Below are 18,961 nucleotides of genomic sequence, written 5' to 3' on the forward strand. Positions count from 1 at the left end.
GTCCGGGTGATTACGTGAGGGCCACGAGGATCTCTCCGTTCTCCTCCTTTGCCGGGTACACCTTGATGGGACTCACCGCGGGCGGTGACAGCGGCTCACCGGTCGTGAAGTCGAAGACGCTTCCGTGGCAGGAACAGAGCAGCCCGTCCTCCGTGACCTTGCCCGCCGACAGATGGCAGGCGAGGTGCGTGCAGTAATTGGCACTGACATAGACATCGCCCTCGAATCGGGAGACCGCGAGTTCGAGGTCGCCGACGAAGAAACGGCGCACCACTCCTTCGGGCACCTGGCCCGAGCGCGCCACTTTCACGTACGCGAGTTCCGTCGCCATGTCAGTTCCCCCCTGTCCCGGCCGCGTCCCCGACCGGCTCCGCGTGCTCCATGAGATCCGTCAGGTCCGTGTCCTCGTCGGCGAGGCGGTCCGGGTCCGGACGCGCACCGCGGGCGATCAGCTCCTTCGCCGCGTACACGTCGCCGCCGCGTTCGGCGGCGAAGGCCGCCTTCAGCACTCCTTCGGAGAGGTAGAAGGCGATGAAGTCGCGTTCGGCGAGCGAACCACGCACCACGAGACGATCCCAGGCGTGCGGGTCGCCGCAGTGCTGGAGATTGAGGCCGAACTGGTCGGACCAGAACCAGTGAGGTTCGCCGTGCACGGCGGCGCGGCCGATGATGTTCTTGGCCGCGACCATGGCCTGCTTGTTGGCGTTGTCGAAGTGTTCGACGCGCACGCACCGCTCGTACAAGGGGTGCTTGTGGCACGCGACGTCGCCCGCCGCGTAGACGCCGGGAACGCTGGTGCGGCCGTGCTCGTCGACGAGTACGCCGTTCGAGACGGACAGTCCGGAGGCGCGGGCCACCTCGGTGTTGGGCAGCGCGCCGACCGCGACGACGACGGCGTCCCCGGCCACCTCGAGCCCGCTGCGCGTGGTGACCACGACGGTTTCCGGCGTGGTGTGAACGTGACTGACGGTCTCCCCGGTGTGCAGTTCGACGCCGCTGGTGCGCTGGACGTCGGCGCAGAACGCGCCGATCCGCGGCCCCAGCACCCCGGCGAGCGGCACCTGCGCCTGTTCGAGGACGACCGGGGTGGCGCCGCGGGCGAGCGCGCTGGAGGCGACCTCCGAGCCGACGAAACCGGCGCCGACGATCACCACGCGGCCACCTGGGCGCAGCAGTTCGCGCAGCCTGAGCGCGTCGGCCATGCCCCGCAGGTGCACGATCCGTTCGTCGTCGGGGACGCCGGGCAGCCGCCGGGCGCGAGCACCGGTGGCGAGCAGCACCCGGTCGGCGGGGACACGGGAGCCGTCGGCCAGCTCCACGGCGCGTGCTGCCGTGTCGATGCGGCGGGCCGCGGCGCCGAGGCGGAGCACGATGTCGTTGTCGCGGCACCAGTCCTCGGAGAGCAGGACGGCGCCGTCGGCCGTCTGCGAGCCGTCGAGGATCTCCTTGCTGAGCGGCGGGCGCTGGTAGGGGGCGTACGGTTCGTCACCGATGAGGGTGACGGCGCCGGTGAAACCGCGCCGGCGAAGGGTGCGGGCGGCGACCGCGGCGCTCTGGCCCGCGCCGACCACGGCGACGCTGCGGGGGATGTCTGCCTTCTCGGGCATGGGGCTCACTCCTGTACGGGCAGGGCCGCGGCGGTGGCGCCGGCGGTGAGGGACTCGGCGTCGACCTGGACCCGGCCCTCCGCGATCCGCACCGGGTAGCCGGGCTGGCACGCGTCCTGGTCGTCGGCCCGGCCGGTGCGCAGGTCGAAGGCCCACTGATGGCCGGGGCAGATGAGGCGGCCGTTGAGGACGGTGCCGCGGGACAAGGGCTTGCCCTTGTGCACGCAGGCGTCGGCGAAGGCGTAGACCTCGCCGCCGTCGTGGAAGAGCGCGATCCGGGTGTCGCCGACGGTCACGAGCTTCTTGCGGCGCCTGCTGAGATCGGTGAGTTCGGCGACGTCCACCCAGTCGGACATGGGCTGCCTCCCTGTGGTTCGGTCCAGGTGTGCGCGGGCTCGGCGGGGCGGCGCGCGCCGCCCCGCCGTTCGGCGTTCCGCTACGCGGCCGCGGCCTGCTCCAGGTCCGGGCGGACGTAGGTGTCGTACAGCGCCTTGGTGTAGGCGAAGCGCATCTCCGCGCCCCAGCGCACGAATTGGAGGCAGCGCTGCTGCAATTGCGGGGTGTCGGCGTGGTCGAGCACGATCTGATATCCGCGTTCGCCGTGCACGACGTCGGACGTGATGTGGAGTTCGAAGAACTCGATCTCGTCCTCGGTGAATCCGTAGGAGCCGCGCAGCGGAACGATCTGCTTCTTGTAGATGCTGGGGACCTGCGATTCGAGGCCGACGACGAGTGCGGCGGTGGCGACGACGAAGTGTTCGCGCATGGCCACGGCGTAGCACCAGGACTGGAGTCCGCGGGTCACCGCGTTCATGTTGGACGGGTCCTCGACGCGTTCGCGGGTGGTGCCGCAGGCCTCCGCGAAACGGATGAGGAGGTCGGTGTGGCGGATGTCCGCGATCTCCTCCTCGTACATGTTCTGGAGGGTGAAGTCCTTGGCGCCGGTGAATTCGTCCGGAGTGTTTCCGTAGATGTAGCCGAGGTAGTCGGCGAACGGGCCGACGTAGTGATAGTGGTTCTCGGCCCAGCGGGCGAAGTGTTCCCGCTTGAGTTCGCCGTCCGCCCATGCCTTGCTGAAGGAGGCGTTCTTCGCCTCACGGCCCTTGATGGCGTCTTCGAGAGCGCTGCGGAATTCGTCCCTGGAGAGTAGCTCGGTCATGTTGCGGCGTCCTTTCCGCTTTCCGGGTAACCCCAAAGTAGGCGCGGGGAGTTGAGGGGTGGATGGTGTTTGTGCACAGGCCCCGCGGCGATCTCTGTGCACAGTGCCGGACGGCTGTGCGCGCTTCAGAAGATGACCGTGGCGAGCGCCGTCGCCGCCGCGAGCCCGGCGACCACGGGCAGGAAGCAGTGCCGTACGAGTTCCTGCACCGGCACCCGGGCCACCCCTGCCACGGCGAGCAGCGAGGACCAGGCGATGAGGGTCCCGCCACCCGTCCACACCGAACCCATCTGGCCGACCGCGGCGAGGGTCGCGGGGTCGGTGTGGGCGGCGGGGCCGAGCGCTCCCGCCAGCGATCCGGTCAGCGGCAGGCCCGCGAACCCGGAGCCCTCCAGACCCGTGATCATGCCGATGAACAGGATGGCGAAGGACAGCATGAAGCCGTTGTCGGGGATGTGCTGGTCGACGGAGGCCACCAGGTCGAAGAGGAGCGCCGGCGGCTTCGCCTCGTGCACGCCCGTGATCTGCGAGATGAACTCGGCGTTCCCGAGGAAGAAGAAGCCGGCGATGGGCACGACGACGCCCATCGCCTTGAAGGCGAACACCAGCCCGTCCACGACGTGCGAGGCGGCGGTGGTGAGCCCGTGGCTGCCGTCGATGCTGAAGACCGCCGCGAACAACAGCAGCATGGCGACACCGCCGACGAGCCCGGCCGCCTCGTCGCCCTGCACCTCTCCGACCACGTCCGTGAACTTGCCCAGCAGCATGTAGCCGACGATCGCGGCGAAGGTGACGGGGACCAGCACGGCGAACAGGCGGGAGCGGCGCACCGGTTCCGTCCTGTCGGGCGCGCTGACGTCGGCCTCGGTCTCGGCCAGGACCTTCGTGGCGGTGTCGGCGGATCCGCTGGTGGACGAACCGGTGGCGGCGCGGGTGGCGGCCGCCGCTGCCGTGCCCTTGCCGATGCCGCGGGCGCCGGGCGAGCCCCCGAGCCCGACCTCGGCTCCGCCGTCGAGCCCGTTCTCCTGCGCAAGCCAGCGCAGTTCGTTCTCGTCGCCGGCCGTTACGAAGGAGCGTCGGCCGCGCAGGTACAGATACGCGAGGGCCACGGCGCCCGTGATGAGCGACAGCACCATGGCCCGGTCCGCGACCGCGCCCGTGCCCACCCCGGCGGCCTTCGCGGACAGCCCCGGCGCGACCTGGATGACGTAGTCGCTGGAGAGCGCCATGCCCTGCCCGGCGACGGCCATCACGGCGCCCGCGGTCATCGCGGGCAGACCCGCCCGGATGGCGGCCGGCAGCAGGATCGCGCCGATGAGGGGCACGGCGGGCGTCGGCCAGAAGAACAGGCTGATGAAGTACGTGGCGGCCGCGATGGTCAGGAACGCGGCCCTGCCACCACGCATGAGAGCGCGGAACGGACGCACCATGCGCTGTTCCGCGCCCATCGCGCGCAGGCCGCCGAGCAGCGCGGTGATGATGGCGATGATCAGGAAGATGGAGAAGAGTTCACCGGCGGCCGTCAGGCTCGCCGTGAAGATCGAGGCGAGCCCCTTGACGAGGTCGCCGCTGTAGGCCCAGGCCGTCAGGAAGGTGGCGAGAACGGCAGGAACGACGATGTTCCGGCGCGCGATCATCACGCCGATGATGACGACTACCCCCGCGAGATACGTCCAGTGCGCAGCAGTGAGGTCCACGTCCGCACTCCCTACCCGGCGCCCGACGCTGCGGGGCCGAAGTCCGTTGGTTGTCGGGTGGTTGACGGGCATGCTGACGACCCCGGCTGCCTGGCCACAGGGGGACGATGCACATTGTCGGCGACATTATTTGTGCAGTGTGCGGGCCCGTGGCACCCTCCGTTTCGCCGCGGTTTCGCGCCGGTCACGCCCCGGTGGCCGGTTGCGGCGACTGTGCGAAGTGCCCTCGCGCGGCCCGCGTTCGAGGGCGGTGTGCACGTGGCTCGCGGCGGGCCCCTGCGGGCATACTCCGGGCATGATCGCCACCCGCCTCGGTCTGCTCCCCCTGCTCACCGCGACGTTGACCACGACGATGGCGAACACCGTGGTCAACGTCCCCATGACGGCGATCCTGGCGGAGCTGCACGCACCGCTCGGCCAGGGCGTGCTGGTCGCGACGGCGTTCCCGGTGACACTCGCGGCGCTGATGCCGCTGTCGGGGTGGCTGGGCGACCGGTTCGGGCACCGGCGGGTGCTGTGCGCGTCGATGGCCTCGATGGTCGCCGGCGCGGCGGGCTCGGCGCTGGCCCCGAACCTGCAGCTACTCGTGGCCTTCCGTATGCTCCAGGGCCTGTCGGCGGCGCCCGTGCTGCCGGTCGTGATGGTCCTGGTTGTGCAGGTCCTCGGCGAGGAAAGACGGGGCAGGGCCCTGTCGTTGTGGGCGGCGGCGAACGGGGCCGGGCAGGCGCTCGGCCCGACCACCGGCGGACTGCTCTCCGAACTCCTCGGCTGGCGCGCGGTGTTCTGGCAGATCGTGCCCCTCTCGGTGCTCGTGGTGGTCGGCGGGTGGCTGCTGCTCCCCCGCGACGACCTGACGCGGGGCGGGCCGCGTCTCGACGGGGCGGGGGCGGGGACGCTGACGTGCGGCGCCGCGCTGCTCCTCGTGGCGGCCTCCGCGCTGCCCTCGCAGGGGGCGGGGTCACCCGTGGTGTGGGGTGCGGCGGCCGGCGGTGTGCTGGCCCTCGGGGTGTTCCTGCTGGTCGAGCGTGGTCGGCCCGAGCCCTTCCTGCGCCCTCGGCAGCTGGTGGAACTCCGGTACGTACGGGCGTCGTTCGCGGCGGCGGCCCAGATGTTCGTGCTGGGCGCGGTGCTCCTGGCCACACCCGCGTACCTCGTCGGCACGCGGGGCCTGTCGCAGTCCCGTACCGGTCTGGCCCTGCTCGCGCTGCCGCTGGCGATGGCCTCGCTCGCTCCAGTGGCCGGGCGGTGCACGGAGCGGTTCGGGGGCCGGGGTGTGATGCGGTGCGGGCTCGTGGCACTGCTGAGCGGGACCGTCCTGCTGGCCGTCGGGGCGGGGCTGCGGGTCGGGGTCCGGCCGGTGGTGGTGGCGCTCGTGGTGACCGGGGCCGGTATCGCGTTCGTGCAGACACCGGCGGCGACGGGTGCCTCGCGCTCGGCCGCCGGGCGGACCGGCGCGGGGCTCGGCCTGTTCAGTCTGGTCAGGTTCGGTGCCACGTCGCTGGGCGCGGCGTCGGTGGCGCTCCTCGGCACCGAACCGGCCGGCCTTGTGCGGGTGTTCGGGGTGTGCGCGGGGCTCGCCACGGTGGCGGTGGCCGTGGCCTCTGTCGGCCGCGACGGAGGACCGCTCACGCCGGCGGTGTCAGCTCCGCCTGCAAGACGCGCAGCGAGTCGTTCAGTGTCTCGATCCGATGGGCGAGCCACACCGTGAACTGGGTCTCCGCGACCCGTACGTCCATGCCGAGGGCCCGCGACGCCCGTTCCAGCTTGTAGAGCATGGTGTTGCGGTGCAGTTGGAGGCGTCGGGCCGCCGCGTTGAGGTTCCCCGACTCGGCGATGTACGCGAGCACCACCTCCTCCAGGTTCCCGGTCTGGCCGTCGGCGCGGCGCAGCGGCTCGAGCACCTCGTGGGCGAACTCGCGGCCCTGCGCCGAGTTCGCCGCCGCCTCGACGGCCGCGAAGACCTGAAGCTCGTCGTAGCCGCACACCTCCGCCACCCGCACCCGTCCCGACAGCTCCAGGGCGATCCGCGCCTCCCGGTAACTGGCCGCGACACCGGCCGCGCCGAGCGCGGGCCGCCCGTACGCCACCTGCACACCGCTCGACATGCGCTCCGACACGAGTCGCTGGAGCTGTCGTCCGAACCGCGCCTGCGCCCCCTTGCCCGCGTCGGGAGCGAACTCGGCCACCACCACGAGCAACTGGCCCATCAGCGCGGCCATAGTGAAGCCGGGGCCGCCTCGCAGCGCGGTCACCGCGCGGGGCAGGGACTGCGTCCTGACCGGGCCCGCGTACGGCACGGAGGCGACGAACACCGCGTGCTCGGCGTCGGTGTCGAAGCGGTAGTGCCGTGACCTGGCCTCGAGTTCGTGGGCGTCGGTGAACCGGCCATGCACGAGGGTGTCGAGGAAGTCGTCGCGGGAGCGTTCCTCCGCCTCGGCGACCGAGCGCTGCCGCAGGATCTCGGAGGCGACCAGTGGCGCGCCCTGTTCGACGATCACGCGGTGTTGGGCGAGGTCGTGCGCATCGGGTGCGGGCCCCGGCTCCACAACGGCGACCGTGCCGTACGGCTCGCCCGCCACCCGCACCGGGGCGGCCACCACATGCACCCGCTCGCCGGCCCAGGGCACGTCATGGTCGGTGGCGGTCGCATGGGTGTGGCCGTGGTGGGATGCCGCGGGCGGGCGCTGCTCGGCGTGCACGGCGGCGGCCAGCTCCTGCCACCGAGTGTCGTCGGGCGCGGTGCGCTCCCGCTCGGCACGGGACAGGAGTTGGCCCTCCTCGTCGAGGATGAGGACGGATGCGCCCGCGAGGGTGGCCATGGACCGGGCGAGCGCGGGCAGCCCGGATCCCGATGCGAAGACCTCGCCCAGGGTGCGGTGCACCCGCACGCCGTACTCCAGGACGTGCGCGCTGTCGGCGATCGTCTTCGTCGCGATCAGGCGCCCGATGTGGTGGTAGGTGGCCTCAGGCGCGAGCCGCACCAGCGGCAGCCCGGCGGCGTCCGCGGCGCGCATCAGCGGGCCGAGGTCGGGTTCGGTGCGCGGCAGGGGGCGCGCCAGGACGGCGGCGGCGCCGCGGTCGGCGAGCCCGGCGAGCAGCCTCCGTCCCTCGGGCGCGCAGGTCAGTTCGGCGACCGGGGCGTACACCACGATCCCGGCGAGGTCCGCGCCCGTGTCGGGCCGCTCTGGTCCCGGTCCCGGGGGCAGTTCGGCGAGCGGCAGACACCAGGTGACCGCGTTCCGCAGGCCGGCCTTGCCTCCGAGGAGCCGTCCGCCGACGGCGGGCTCGGCGAGCAGCCTTTCGACGGTCAACTCCCTTTTGTCCGGTGCGTCGTGTGCCATCTGCCTACATCCTCCTGCGGCGAAGGTGCGGATTGTACGAAGCCGCCCGGCACCTTCGCGACGAATGCTGGGGGCACGGGAAAACGCCGATGACGCGGTCGGGGCCGACGAGAACGTGGAGGTCATCTTGACTCAGAAGCCACTTGCGCACCAGACCACCGCCGAGGACGGACCACCAGCCACGGTGACGTCCTTCGACCCGGCCGCCCCGCACCGCCGGGTCACCGAGGCCCCTGCGGCGACCGCCGCGGAGGCGGCCGACGCGGTCCGTTCGGCGGCGGACGCGTTCCCGTCGTGGGCGGACGCGACGGCGGGCCGACGTGCGGAGGCGCTGCACGGCGCGGCGGCCTCGCTCGCCGACGACGCTGCCGGGATCGCGGCGCTGATCTGCGCGGAGGAGGGCAAGACGCTCGCCGCAGCGCGCGGTGAAGTGGCCAAGACGGTCGAGCAGTTCCGGCTCGCGGCGCAGCTGGCGTTCCTGGTCGAGGGCGCCACGTACCCCGCCGAGTCGGCCGGTGTCTCTGCCTGGACGCTGCGCGTGCCGCTCGGCGTCGTCGTGGCGGTCACGCCGTGGAACTTCCCGCTGTCCCTCGCGGCCCGCAAGGTGGCTCCGGCGCTCGCCGCGGGCAACACGGTGGTGTTCAAGCCGTCGCCGGTGACACCGGGAGTCGGGGCGCGGCTCGTCGCGGCGTGCCACCGCGGCGGGGTGCCGGAGGAGGCGCTGCGGGTGGTGCAGGGCGACGATCCGAAGGCGATGGCCGCGCTGGCCGGCGCGCCGGAGGTGCGGGCCGTGAGCTTCACCGGCTCGGACCGGACCGGCGCCGTACTGCATCGCACGGTGCGCCCCGGGGTGCGGACGCAGTTCGAACTCGGCGGGCACAACGCGGCGTTGGTGTGCGCCGACGCCGACCTGGAGCACGCTGCGACCGAGGTGGCGGCGGGCGCCTTCGGCCTCACGGGGCAGGTGTGCACGGCGACCGACCGGATCCTGGTCGACCGGGCGGTGGCCGCCGAGTTCACCGAACTCCTCGCCGAGCGCACCGCCAAGCTGACCGTGGGGCCGGGCGACGACCCGGCAGCATCGATGGGCCCCGCGGCCACCGCGGCGCAGCAGGAACGGGTGGCGGGACTCCTGGACTCGGCGCTCGCCGCCGGGGCGCGGGCCGTCGCGCAGGGCACCCTGGTTCCCGGCGCCGATCCGGCGGGCCACTGGTTGCTGCCCACCCTTCTCACCGACGTCCCCGCGGACCATCCCGTGAACACCGCCGAGGTGTTCGGACCGCTCCTGTCGGTCGTGCCGGTCGAGGGCCCCGACGCCGCGCTGGCGGCACTCAACGGCGACGCGCACCGCCTCGTCACCGCCGTCCACACCCGCAACCTCGGCACCACCGCCCGGTTCGTGCGGGCCTCGCGGCACGGCATAGTCAAGGTCAACCAGCGCACGACGGGCAACGGCGTCGCGCCTCCGTTCGGCGGCTGGGGCGCATCCAGCTCCGGCGCGTTCCCCGAGGGCGGGCGCGGGGCGCTCGACTTCGTGACGGACACCAAGACGGTCTACTGCGACGCCCTCACCGCCCGCTGACCCACATCTCCCGGAGGACCGCATGCACACCATCCACCGCCTCACCCTGGAAGACGCCCTGATCATGCTGGAGGCCGCGGAGTCCGAGGCCGTGCGGGTCGGCGTTAAGCAGACGATCTGCGTCGCCGACGACGGCGCCCACCCCATCGCCCTGCACCGCATGACCGGCGCCCGCCTGACCGGCGTAGAGATCGCCATCGCGAAGGCGTTCACGGCGGCGGGCCACCAGCGCGCCACCCACCTCTTCAACGAGACGCCGAAGGGCCCCGCACTCCCCGGCAACGAGGCCTTCGGTATCCAGCACATGCACCCGGGCCGCTTCGCCGCCTTCGTCGGCGGATTCCCGATCGTGTACGAGGGCCAGGTGATCGGCGCCGTGGGCGTCAGCGGGGGCAACGGGGAGCAGGACAAGGCGGTCGGCGCGGCGGCGCTCGCCGCGTTCGAGGAGAAGGTGGCGGGGCGCGCTCGCTGACCCGTACGAACCCCTCCGGTTGATAGGCAAGCCGAGACTTGCCTATGCTGAGGTCGTGGCCGATGACCTTTTCAAAGCCTTGGCCGACCCCACCCGCCGGACGATCCTCGACGAGCTGACGGAGAAGTCGGGGCAGACGCTGTTCGAGATCTGCTCGCGGCTCGCCATGAAGCATCGGCTCGGGATCTCCCGGCAGGCCGTCTCGCAGCACCTCGCGGTGCTGGAGGCGGCCGGGCTCGTCGAGACCAGGCGGGAGGGCCGCTACAAGTTCCACGACCTGAACACCGAGCCGCTGCGGGAGATATCCCGGCGGTGGCTCGAACCAGGCAGCACGGGGCCCCAACCGGAAGAGAGCACCCCATGAAGATCAACATGACCAGTGTCTTCGTCGACGACCAGGCCAAGGCGGAGCGCTTCTACACCGAGATCCTCGGCTTCACGAAGAAGCACGACGTGCCCGTGGGCGAGACCGACCGCTGGCTGACCGTCGTCTCCCCCGAGAACCCAGGCGGCACCGAGCTGCTCCTGGAGCCCTCGCACCACCCGGCCGTCAAGCCCTACCGCGACGCCCTCATGGCGGACGGCATCCCGCTCGCCCAGTTCGCCGTGGACGACGTCCAGGCGGAGTACGAGCGACTGAAGGGCCTCGGCGTGCACTTCACGCAGGAGCCGCTGGAGATGGGTCCGGTCACCACCGCCGTGCTCGACGACACGTGCGGGAATCTGATCCAGATCTCGACCGAGCCCACGGAGTAGTCGCCGCGGGTCGGGCGCGCCGCCGGCCGACGACGCGCCCCTCTGGTGCCGTCGGCGGCGGCGAACCCGTCAGTGGCTGCCCGTGAGTTCGCCGCTCAGCCTGCCGTGCAGGGCGGCGCTGTCCGGGTTGAAGCCGACGATCTCGACGCTCTTGCCGCGCTCGGCGTACTTGGTCTCGATGGCGTCGAGCGCGGCGACCGACGAGGCGTCCCAGACATGGGTCGCGGAGAGGTCGATGACGACCTTGTCGGGGTCGCCCGCGTAGTCGAACCGGGTCACCAGGTCGTTGGAGGACGCGAAGAAGAGTTCGCCGGTGACCGAGTAGACGACCTGGCCGCCGTCCGGGTCGGTGACCGAGGTGACGTTCGCGACGTGGGCGACGCGCCGGGCGAAGATGACCATCGCGGTGATCGAGCCGACGACGACACCGATCGCGAGGTTGCTGGTGGCGACCACGACGATCACGGTCAGCACCATGACGACGATCTCGCCGACGGGCATCCGCTTCAGCGTCTTCGGGGCGATGGAGTGCCAGTCGAAGGTCGCGAAGCACACCATCACCATCACGGCGACGAGGGCCGCCATGGGGATGTCGGAGACGACCGGGCCGAACACCACGCACAGGATCATCAGGAAGACACCCGCGAGGAACGTCGACAGCCGGGTCCGCGCCCCCGACACCTTCACGTTGATCATCGTCTGGCCGATCATGGCGCAGCCGCCCATGCCGCCGAAGAAGCCGGTGACGATGTTGGCGATGCCCTGACCGATCGACTCACGCGTCTTGGACGAGCGACTGTCGGTCAGCTCGTCGACCAGCTTCGCCGTCATCAGCGACTCCATCAGACCGACGAGCGCCATGGCGAGCGCGTACGGGGCGACGATCTTCAGGGTCTCCAGGGTGAACGGCACGTCCGGAAGCCCCGGCATCGGCAGCGAGGACGGCAGCGCGCCCTTGTCCCCCACCGTCGGCACCGCGATCCCCGCGGCGACGGTGATGACGGTCAGGACGATGATCGAGACCAATGGGGCGGGCACCACCTTGGTGACCTTCGGGAAGAAGACCATCAGGGCGAGACCGCCGACGATCAGCGGGTAGACGGCCCACGGCACGTCCGTCATCTCCGGCACCTGGGCCATGAAGATCATGATGGCCAGCGCGTTGACGAAGCCCACCATCACGCTGCGCGGCACGAACCGCATCAGCTTGGCGACACCGAGCGCGCCGAGCACGATCTGGAAGACACCGGCCAGGATGACCGCCGCGACCAGGTACCCGAAACCGTGCTCCCGGTTGAGCGGCGCGATCACCAGGGCCACCGCCCCGGTCGCCGCCGAGATCATGGCCCGGCGCCCGCCGACGACGGAGATGGTCACGGCCATCGTGAAGGCCGCGAAGAGACCGATCTCCGGGTCGACGCCCGCGATGACCGAGAACGAGATCGCCTCGGGGATCAGCGCGAGCCCCACCACGAGCCCGCCCAGGATCTCGGTGCGCCACACCTTCGGGTCGGACCACCAGTCGGGGCGCAGCCCCCGCAGCCGGGCGGCCGGGGACGGGGCGGAAGGGGCGGAGGAGGGGGACAAGAGCACGTAACCTGTCGTGGTCGGGCGCACCGGCGTCGTACGGCGTGTGCGGACGGGAAGAGGGACGGCGGACCGCCGTCCCTGACGACCAGCAACCCTACCCTGACGTAAGGGTAGAGATGGGCGTTGCCGACTGTGGCCTCGGTGACACCCCGCAGACACGGAGAAAGGCGCCGCGTGAGCAGCGAGCACATGCAGATCGGCGAGGTCGCCGCGCGGACCGAGCTGTCGTTGCGCACCATCCGGCACTACGAGGAGACCGGCCTCGTCATCCCCTCCGCGCGTTCGCAGGGCGGTTTCCGCCTCTACACGGAGAACGACGTGGCCCGTCTCATGGTGATCCGTCGCATGAAGCCCCTCGGCTTCACCCTCGACCAGATGCGCGACCTCCTCGATGCCACCGACCGCCTGGACGCAACGCCGCCCCCCGAGGGCGCCGAGCGCGAGCAGCTCCTGGACCGGGTGCGCCACTTCGAGCGGGCGGCGGCCGACCGGGTCGCGGACCTCCGCAAGCAGCTGGGCCGTGCGGAGGAGTTCGCGGGAACACTGCGCGAGCGCCTTCAGGGGGCGGGGGCCGAGGAGGCCTGAGCGGCTACGACCAGGGCAGCACCAGGATTCCCCAGGCGACGGCGGGGCCGATGGCCACGATGCCGCCGGTGTAGCCGATGACCTGCCGGTAGAAGCGGCGGGAGTCGACGCCCCGGGCGTTGGCGAGGACCAGGGCGCCGTTCGTGGAGAACGGCGAGGTGTCCACGATGGTCGTCGAGACGGCGAGCGCCGCGATGAGCCCCGCCGCGTTGAGGTGGCTGGACAGCAGCAGCGGTACGGCGATGGGGATGATCGCCGTGAGGATGGCGGTGGACGAGGCGAACGCCGAGGTGACGGCCACCGTGAAGCAGAGCAGCAGCGCGACGACGATCGGTGTGCCGAGCCCCGCCGCGTGTTCGGAGATCTCCTCGATGACGCCGGCCTTCTCCAGCATCGCGATGTAGGTCATCATGCCCGCGACCAGGAGCAGCGTGGACCAGCTGATGCCGTCGACGGCCTTCTCCTGGCGCTTCATGTCCACGAGCGACAGGACGGCGCCCGCGACGAGGGCCAGGAAGCCGATCTCCAGCTGGAAGCCGAGCGCGCCCACGACGAGGGCGACGAGGAAGCCGAGCGTCAGCCACTGCTTCCAGTCGGGCCGCCCGTCGGTCACCTGGTGCTCGTCCTCTGCGGCGGCCTCCGCGCTCTCGCTGAGCGGCACCTGCCGCTTGGCCAGGAACAGGTACGTGATCAGCGAGAGCGCCAGGTTGATGGCGAAGCTGGCGGCGAACAGGGTCACCGGCGAGACGTTCAGGTGCGTCTTGTCGACGAGCCCGAGGACCAGCGCGCCGGACACCGCGAGCGGCGAGAAGGCACCCGCGTGCCCGCCGCTGATCACCATCATGCCGACCATCAGCGGGTTGAGCTTGTAGCGGTACGCGAAGTTCATGCCGATCGGCACGAGCAGCGCGACCGCGGCCGGGGTGAAGGTGCCGAACGCGGTCAGCAGTGCCGCGATCAGGAACAGCACCCACGGGATGAGCGACACCTTCCCGCGCACCAGCTTGACCCCCGCGGTCACCAACAGGTCGATGGTGCCGTTGCGGCGGGCGACCGAGAACAGATAGGTGACCCCCACGATCGTCACGAACAGGTCCACCGGGAAGCCCTCGAAGATCTGGTCCTCGGTGAGGCCGAGCGCGGCGCTGCCGACCGCGAACGTCGCGACGAACGCGAGTATGCCCAGGTTGATCGGCAGCATGGTGCCGACGACGAACATCATCAACAGGGCGCCTATGGAGATCACTTCAGGAGACATCTTTGTCCTCGTCACGGGTTGGGCGGGTACAACGGGTGCGCTCTTCAGGAAGCTCGGCGGGCTTCCGGTACGTAGATGTGGGCGTCGGCGAGCAGGCGGGCCGCGCGCTGCACGGTGACCCGGCCGGGCACCCCGTCCCGGACGTCGTCGCAGCGTACGGCCACGACGCCCGCGGGGGTACCGATGCGCAGCCACGGACCGCTCTGTCCTTCGGCGGCCGCGGCCACGACGGAGCCCTCCCGGAGGCCCGCGGCGGCGACGGCGACCGCCGATGTCAGGCCGATGGCGGGGTGCGGGGAGTTCATGGAGAGCATCCGCACCGAGACGTCGTAGTCGTCGGCGCGGACCTTCTCGTCCGCCGTGGTGGTGTACGGGACCGGCGGGCCGACGAGGCCCACCTTGGGCACCGCGTCGCCGGGCTCCCCGTCCGGCGGCAGCAGGCCCATCAGCGGCGCGGCGGCGTGCCTGACCGCGCGCAGCCACGGCACGTCGGCGCGCACCCGGGCCAGGTCCTCGGCGCCGGTGCGGCCCGCGGAGCCCGCGTCCACGAGGACCACGGGAGCGCCCGCGTCGACCATGCTCACGCGCGGCGACTCGGCGCCGGTGAGCGTCAGGTCGTCGGCGGGGCTGCCGGTCGGCAGGAGCTTTCCCGTGGTGCCGCCGGCCGGGTCGAGGAAGGTGAGGCCGACCGCGACGCCACCGGCCCGGGTGCCGGGCACCCGCTGCTCGCCGAACTCGTGGACCCGGCCCCCTGTGGTGTCGACGACGCCTTCGAGGACCGCGCCGGTGTTGCTGTTGCGCATCACCACGCGGGTGCGGTCGCCGGTGATCGGCACCAGGCCCTTGGCGACGGCGTACAGGGCGATGCCGGTGGCGCAGTTGCCGCAGTTGCTGGTCCACTCGACGGTTCCGGTGCCGATGCCGACCTGCGCGAAGAGGTAGTCGACGTCGACGCCCGGGGCGCGCGAGACACCGACGACCGCGGCCTTGGAGGTGGTGGGGGTGGCTCCGCCGACGCCGTCGAGCACCACGGGTTCCGTGGATCCGTACGCGGCGACCAGCAGTTTCTCCAGCTCGCCGCGGTCGGCTGGGACATGCACCTGGCTGAACAACCAGCACTTGCTGGTGCCGCCACGTACGAGGGTCGCGGGAGTGTGCACAGCTTCGAGCTCTTTCTGATCGCACCGAGGGGACGCCGGTCACGAGGGCCTCGGGAGCGTCGCGCTCGACGGGCCGGGCCGGCAATGGCCAAGACCTTCGCAGAGCCACGGGTTGGGCACAATGGCTGTTTCCTTCACCAGGCTTTAGCTGAGCTAAAGTCGCAGCCATGCTGAACGTGCGCCGTCTGCTTCTGCTGACCGTGGCCGCCGAGTGCGGTTCGCTCACCGCCGCCGCGGCGGAACTGGGCATGACCACCTCCGCCGCCTCCCAGCAGATGTCACTGCTGGAACGGGAGGCGGGCCAGCCGCTGATCGAGCGTCTGCCGCGCGGCATCCGCACCACCGCCGCGGGCGCCGCGCTGGCCGAGCGGGGCCGCACCATCCGCCGTGAACTCGGCGCCGCCGAGGCCGACTTGCAGTCCTTCGCCGACCTCGACCAGGGCACGCTCAGACTCGGCTCCTTCCCCACGGCGAGCGCCTCGCTGCTGCCGCTCGCGCTCACCCGGTTCCGCCGCCGCCACCCCGGCGTACGAACCGTGGTGCGGGCCGGGGTCCTCGCCGAGCTGCGCGAGATGCTGCACACCGGCGAGGTCGAGCAGGCGCTGCTGTGGGACTACGAGTGGAACCGGGTCGACGACGACGCGCTGGTCCTCACCCATCTCCTGGACGATCCGACGGTCCTGGTGGTCCCCGCCGACTCACCGCTGCGCACGCGCCGCGCGCCCCGCCTCGCGGACCTCGCGGACCAGGAGTGGATCATCCGGGCGGACAACCACCCCGTCGCCGACGTGCTGCGCCGCTCGTGCCGCCGCGCCGGTTTCGAACCGCGGATCGCGTACGCCTCGCACGACTACCAGGAGGCGCAGGCCATGGTCGCCGCGGGTCTCGGCATCGCGCTCGCGCCGCGGCTGGCCCTGACCAGCCGCCGCAGCGACGTACGGCTGCTCGCGCTGACGGCCGACAATCCCCCGCCGACCCGCCGCATCCTGCTGGCGCGGGCCGCCTCGCGTGCCACGACGCCGCCCGCGGACGCGATGGCCCGGCTGCTGCGCACGGTGGCGCAGCGGTTCACGACGGCCGACCTGGACCGTACGCAGTTGGGGGCGGTGCGCAGCGCGGGGCAGGGCCGCGGGTAGCCGCCGGGGAAATGCCGCGCGGGGCGGCCCTGCCGCGTGCCAGGATCACGCCATGACCCGCACCGACATGCCCGCGTCCTGGGACGAGCACACGATGCTCACGACGTTTCTCGACTACGCGCGCGCCACGGCCGTCGCCAAGTGCGCGGACCTCGCGCCCGAGCACGGGGGCGCGGCGCCGCTGCCGGGCTCGCCGCTGATGACGCTCGGCGGCCTGATCAACCATCTGCGCTGGGTGGAGTACCACTGGTTCCAGGTGATCTTCCTCGGCGAGGAGGACGCGGGCCCGTGGACGGACGAGGACCCGGACCGCGAGATGCGCCTCGGCGCGACGACACCGCTGCCCGAGCTCATCGCGGAGTACGAGGAGCAGAGCGCCCGGTACCGCGAACTCGTCGCCGGAACCGACCTGTTGGCGACGGCGAAGCGCCCGGTCATGGACGGCACCCATGTCACCCTCGGCTGGATCCTCATGCACCTGATCGAGGAGACGTCGCGGCACAACGGCCACATCGACATCCTGCGCGAGATGGCCGACGGCACGACGGGCGACTGAGCGCCCCGGTCAGTCCTTGAAGCGGTCGTCGTCCATCCCCGCCATGAGGGCCTGGTGGCTGCGCCGGACATGTTCGCGCATGACGCGTTCCGCGCCGTCGCCGTCCTTGGCGAGGATGAGGTCGAGCACGCGGTGGTGCTCGTGGTCGGACTCGCTGAGCCGGCCCGGCTGGGCGAGCGAGGTGCGCACCAGGCGGGCGTAGGCGAGCTGGTTCATCAGGGTGCGGTAGTGGGCCTCCAGCTTGGAGTTGTCGGCCCCGACGATGATCAGCTCGTGGAAGTCGTGCACCAGCTTCTCGTACGTCTCCGAGTCACCGGCCCGCACCGCCTCGTCGGCCTCGCGCATGGTGGTGGCGAGGCGCTCGACCTCCGGTACGTTGCCCCGGAAGGCGAGGAGGCGGGCGGCCGCGCCCTCGAGGAGCTCCTTCATCTGGAAGAGCTCCGTGATCTCGCGCCGCGAGGGGACGGCGACGAAGGTGCCGACCCGCGGGCGCACCTCCACCAGGCCCTCGATCTGGAGCTGCTTGAGCGCCTCGCGGATCGGGGTGCGGCTGACGCCGAAGGTCTGCGACAGCGTCATCTCGGAGAGGCTGGAGCGCGGCGGCAGCTCCCCACTGATGATCATCCGGCGCAGCTCTTCGGCGACCTTCGCCTGCATGCTGGTCTGTTGCAGGGGCCTGGGTGCGGGTCGGTTGGGCTCTTGCATGGCACGTGAACCTAGTCTTCGGGGACGCGTGGCGTCAATCGACGGGGGAACCCGGAATTGCCATGCAAGGCGGCGGCAATGCCGTGGAGGTGCTCCGGCCTACTGGAAGGCCGGGACGACCTCCTTGATGAACAACTCCAGGGACTGGCGCTTCTCCTCGTGGGAGAGCGTGTTGTCGATCCAGAAGCTGTACTCGTCGACACCCAGTTCCTCGTAGCCGCGCAGCCGCTCGATGACCTCGGCGGGCGTGCCGATCATCGCGGTCCTCCGCAGGGCCTCGGGCGCGAACTCGGGGCGCTCTGCGAACTTCTCCTGCGGGCTGGGCTCGAGGAAGCCGTTGACCGGCGTCTCCTTGTTGCCGAACCAGGCGTCGAAGGTGCGGTAGAACTTGTTGATGCCCTCGGCGGCGGAGCGCCAGCCCTCGGTGTCCTCCGGGGCGTGCACATGGGTGTGGCGCAGCACCATGATGTCGGGGCGGCGCTCCACCTCGGGGTGGTTGGCGACGGCGGTGTCGAACTTCTCCTTGAGCGCTGCCACCTCCTCGTCGCCCTTCATCAGCGGGGTGACCATGACGTTGCAGCCCTGGGCGACGGCGAAGTCGTGGGAGGCGGGGTCGCGGGCGGCGATCCACATCGGCGGGGTGGGCTGCTGCACCGGCTTGGGCACGCTGGTCGACGTCGGGAACTGCCAGATCTCGCCGTCGTGCGCGTAGTCACCCTGCCACAACGCCCTTACGGCGGGCACGAGTTCGCGCAGATGCCTGCCGCCGTCGCTGGCCTTCAGGCCGTCGGCGAGGCGGTCGAACTCGATCTGGTAGGCACCGCGCGCGATGCCGACCTCGGCCCTGCCGTTGCTGATGACATCGAGGAGCGCGGTCTCCCCCGCGGCCCGGATCGGGTGCCAGAACGGGGCGATGATGGTGCCCGCGCCGAGCCGGATGGTGTCGGTCTTCGCCGCGAGGTGGGCCAGGATCGGCATCGGGCTTGGCGCGATGGTGTACTCCATGGCGTGGTGCTCGCCGACCCACACCGTGCTGAATCCGCCGGCCTCGGCCATCTGCGTCAGCTCGGTGAGGTTCTCGAAGAGCTCGCGGTGCGAGGTCTCCTCGTCCCAGCGCTCCATGTGCACGAACAGCGAAAACCTCATGACGACTCCTTCGCGGTGGTGGCCCGCATCTCGGCGAGCGTGGTGTCTCCTGTGGACCAGTGCGTGGCGGGCACCTCGTGGACGACGACCCGGATGTACTCGGGGCGGGTGTCGACCGAGCGCAGCACGGCCTCGTGGACCTCGTGCTGGAGGGTCCTGATCTGCTCAGGGGTGCGGCCCTCGGCGAGCGTGACGGTGATCTGTGGCATGG

General features: G+C 71.4%; 20 protein-coding genes. 8 read left to right on the forward strand and 12 right to left on the reverse strand.

All coding sequences use genetic code 11. The features are described from left to right. Positions 1 to 10: 10 nt before the first annotated feature. The 5 genes from ACTWJ8_RS05590 to ACTWJ8_RS05610 all read right to left on the reverse strand — a co-directional run bounded on the left by ACTWJ8_RS05590 (position 11) and on the right by ACTWJ8_RS05610 (position 4,463). A complete protein-coding gene (locus ACTWJ8_RS05590; protein WP_443263145.1) occupies positions 11 to 331 on the reverse strand; it encodes a Rieske (2Fe-2S) protein in 321 nt (106 codons plus the stop codon). A 1-nt stretch (position 332) separates the two neighbouring features. Beyond that, a complete protein-coding gene (locus ACTWJ8_RS05595; RefSeq protein WP_443263146.1) occupies positions 333 to 1,607 on the reverse strand; it encodes an NAD(P)/FAD-dependent oxidoreductase in 1,275 nt (424 codons plus the stop codon). A 5-nt stretch (positions 1,608 to 1,612) separates the two neighbouring features. Next, positions 1,613 to 1,963 (reverse strand): Rieske (2Fe-2S) protein, encoded by a 351-nt coding sequence (locus tag ACTWJ8_RS05600; RefSeq protein WP_356381144.1) that lies wholly within the window; start codon positions 1,961 to 1,963, stop codon positions 1,613 to 1,615. 80 nt (positions 1,964 to 2,043) lie between these two features. Continuing rightward, positions 2,044 to 2,766, reverse strand: coding sequence for a TenA family transcriptional regulator (locus ACTWJ8_RS05605; RefSeq protein ID WP_356381147.1), 723 nt, complete (start codon positions 2,764 to 2,766; stop codon positions 2,044 to 2,046). 125 nt (positions 2,767 to 2,891) lie between these two features. Beyond that, complete coding sequence (locus ACTWJ8_RS05610) at positions 2,892 to 4,463, reverse strand: hypothetical protein (protein WP_443263147.1); 1,572 nt, start codon at positions 4,461 to 4,463, stop codon at positions 2,892 to 2,894. A 295-nt stretch (positions 4,464 to 4,758) separates the two neighbouring features. On the opposite strand from ACTWJ8_RS05610, the gene ACTWJ8_RS05615 reads away from it, so the two are divergent. Continuing rightward, positions 4,759 to 6,171, forward strand: coding sequence for an MFS transporter (locus ACTWJ8_RS05615; protein ID WP_356381153.1), 1,413 nt, complete (start codon positions 4,759 to 4,761; stop codon positions 6,169 to 6,171). Here the strand turns inward: ACTWJ8_RS05615 and ACTWJ8_RS05620 are convergent. Further along, the gene (locus tag ACTWJ8_RS05620; protein ID WP_356381156.1) at positions 6,089 to 7,804 is read right to left on the reverse strand and encodes a helix-turn-helix domain-containing protein; all 1,716 of its coding nucleotides are present in this window, start codon (positions 7,802 to 7,804) and stop codon (positions 6,089 to 6,091) included. The two genes, ACTWJ8_RS05615 and ACTWJ8_RS05620, sit on opposite strands and share 83 nt — an antisense overlap. A gap of 127 nt (positions 7,805 to 7,931) precedes the next feature. Between ACTWJ8_RS05620 and ACTWJ8_RS05625 the strand changes: the two genes are divergently transcribed. From ACTWJ8_RS05625 to ACTWJ8_RS05640, 4 genes are read left to right on the forward strand one after another with little or no spacing between them, the layout of a single operon-like run. Next, positions 7,932 to 9,386 (forward strand): aldehyde dehydrogenase family protein, encoded by a 1,455-nt coding sequence (locus ACTWJ8_RS05625; RefSeq protein ID WP_356381159.1) that lies wholly within the window; start codon positions 7,932 to 7,934, stop codon positions 9,384 to 9,386. Between the two features lie 22 nt (positions 9,387 to 9,408). Continuing rightward, entirely contained in the window at positions 9,409 to 9,858 is a 450-nt protein-coding gene (locus ACTWJ8_RS05630; RefSeq protein ID WP_356381162.1) for a GlcG/HbpS family heme-binding protein, read from the forward strand. 55 nt (positions 9,859 to 9,913) lie between these two features. Then, on the forward strand, positions 9,914 to 10,222 hold the full coding sequence (locus ACTWJ8_RS05635) for an ArsR/SmtB family transcription factor (RefSeq protein ID WP_356381165.1): 309 nt from the start codon (positions 9,914 to 9,916) through the stop codon (positions 10,220 to 10,222). Then, positions 10,219 to 10,614, forward strand: coding sequence for a VOC family protein (locus ACTWJ8_RS05640; protein ID WP_356381168.1), 396 nt, complete (start codon positions 10,219 to 10,221; stop codon positions 10,612 to 10,614). Before ACTWJ8_RS05635 ends, ACTWJ8_RS05640 begins: the two co-directional genes overlap by 4 nt. A 69-nt stretch (positions 10,615 to 10,683) precedes the next feature. Here the strand turns inward: ACTWJ8_RS05640 and ACTWJ8_RS05645 are convergent, their stop codons facing one another. Beyond that, positions 10,684 to 12,201, reverse strand: coding sequence for a SulP family inorganic anion transporter (locus ACTWJ8_RS05645; RefSeq protein ID WP_443263148.1), 1,518 nt, complete (start codon positions 12,199 to 12,201; stop codon positions 10,684 to 10,686). 177 nt (positions 12,202 to 12,378) lie between these two features. On the opposite strand from ACTWJ8_RS05645, the gene ACTWJ8_RS05650 reads away from it, so the two are divergent. Next, positions 12,379 to 12,789: a MerR family transcriptional regulator gene (locus tag ACTWJ8_RS05650; RefSeq protein ID WP_356381174.1), complete on the forward strand. Its 411-nt coding sequence runs from the start codon at positions 12,379 to 12,381 to the stop codon at positions 12,787 to 12,789. Positions 12,790 to 12,793: 4 nt separating this feature from the next. Here ACTWJ8_RS05650 and ACTWJ8_RS05655 read toward each other — a convergent pair whose 3' ends face one another. Continuing rightward, the gene (locus ACTWJ8_RS05655; protein ID WP_443263149.1) at positions 12,794 to 14,047 is read right to left on the reverse strand and encodes an SLC13 family permease; all 1,254 of its coding nucleotides are present in this window, start codon (positions 14,045 to 14,047) and stop codon (positions 12,794 to 12,796) included. 44 nt (positions 14,048 to 14,091) lie between these two features. Further along, entirely contained in the window at positions 14,092 to 15,207 is a 1,116-nt protein-coding gene (locus ACTWJ8_RS05660) for a PrpF domain-containing protein (RefSeq protein WP_443263150.1), read from the reverse strand. 167 nt (positions 15,208 to 15,374) lie between these two features. On the opposite strand from ACTWJ8_RS05660, the gene ACTWJ8_RS05665 reads away from it, so the two are divergent. Both ACTWJ8_RS05665 and ACTWJ8_RS05670 read left to right on the forward strand, forming a co-directional pair. Beyond that, positions 15,375 to 16,343, forward strand: coding sequence for a LysR family transcriptional regulator (locus ACTWJ8_RS05665; RefSeq protein WP_356381183.1), 969 nt, complete (start codon positions 15,375 to 15,377; stop codon positions 16,341 to 16,343). Positions 16,344 to 16,395: 52 nt separating this feature from the next. Beyond that, complete coding sequence (locus ACTWJ8_RS05670) at positions 16,396 to 16,899, forward strand: DinB family protein (RefSeq protein WP_443263151.1); 504 nt, start codon at positions 16,396 to 16,398, stop codon at positions 16,897 to 16,899. Positions 16,900 to 16,908: 9 nt separating this feature from the next. On the opposite strand, the gene ACTWJ8_RS05675 is transcribed toward ACTWJ8_RS05670, so the two are convergent. The 3 genes from ACTWJ8_RS05675 to ACTWJ8_RS05685 all read right to left on the reverse strand — a co-directional run bounded on the left by ACTWJ8_RS05675 (position 16,909) and on the right by ACTWJ8_RS05685 (position 18,959). Then, positions 16,909 to 17,604: a GntR family transcriptional regulator gene (locus ACTWJ8_RS05675; RefSeq protein ID WP_356381188.1), complete on the reverse strand. Its 696-nt coding sequence runs from the start codon at positions 17,602 to 17,604 to the stop codon at positions 16,909 to 16,911. Positions 17,605 to 17,703: 99 nt separating this feature from the next. Continuing rightward, entirely contained in the window at positions 17,704 to 18,750 is a 1,047-nt protein-coding gene (locus tag ACTWJ8_RS05680; protein ID WP_443263152.1) for an LLM class flavin-dependent oxidoreductase, read from the reverse strand. Then, positions 18,747 to 18,959 carry a tautomerase family protein gene (locus tag ACTWJ8_RS05685; RefSeq protein WP_356381194.1) on the reverse strand — a complete coding sequence of 71 codons (213 nt, stop codon included), beginning with the start codon at positions 18,957 to 18,959 and terminating at the stop codon, positions 18,747 to 18,749. The genes ACTWJ8_RS05680 and ACTWJ8_RS05685 overlap by 4 nt, the downstream gene beginning before the upstream one ends. Between the last annotated feature and the right edge of the window lie 2 nt (positions 18,960 to 18,961).

Source organism: Streptomyces sp. SDT5-1 (assembly GCF_052245995.1).
GTDB lineage: Bacteria > Actinomycetota > Actinomycetes > Streptomycetales > Streptomycetaceae > Streptomyces.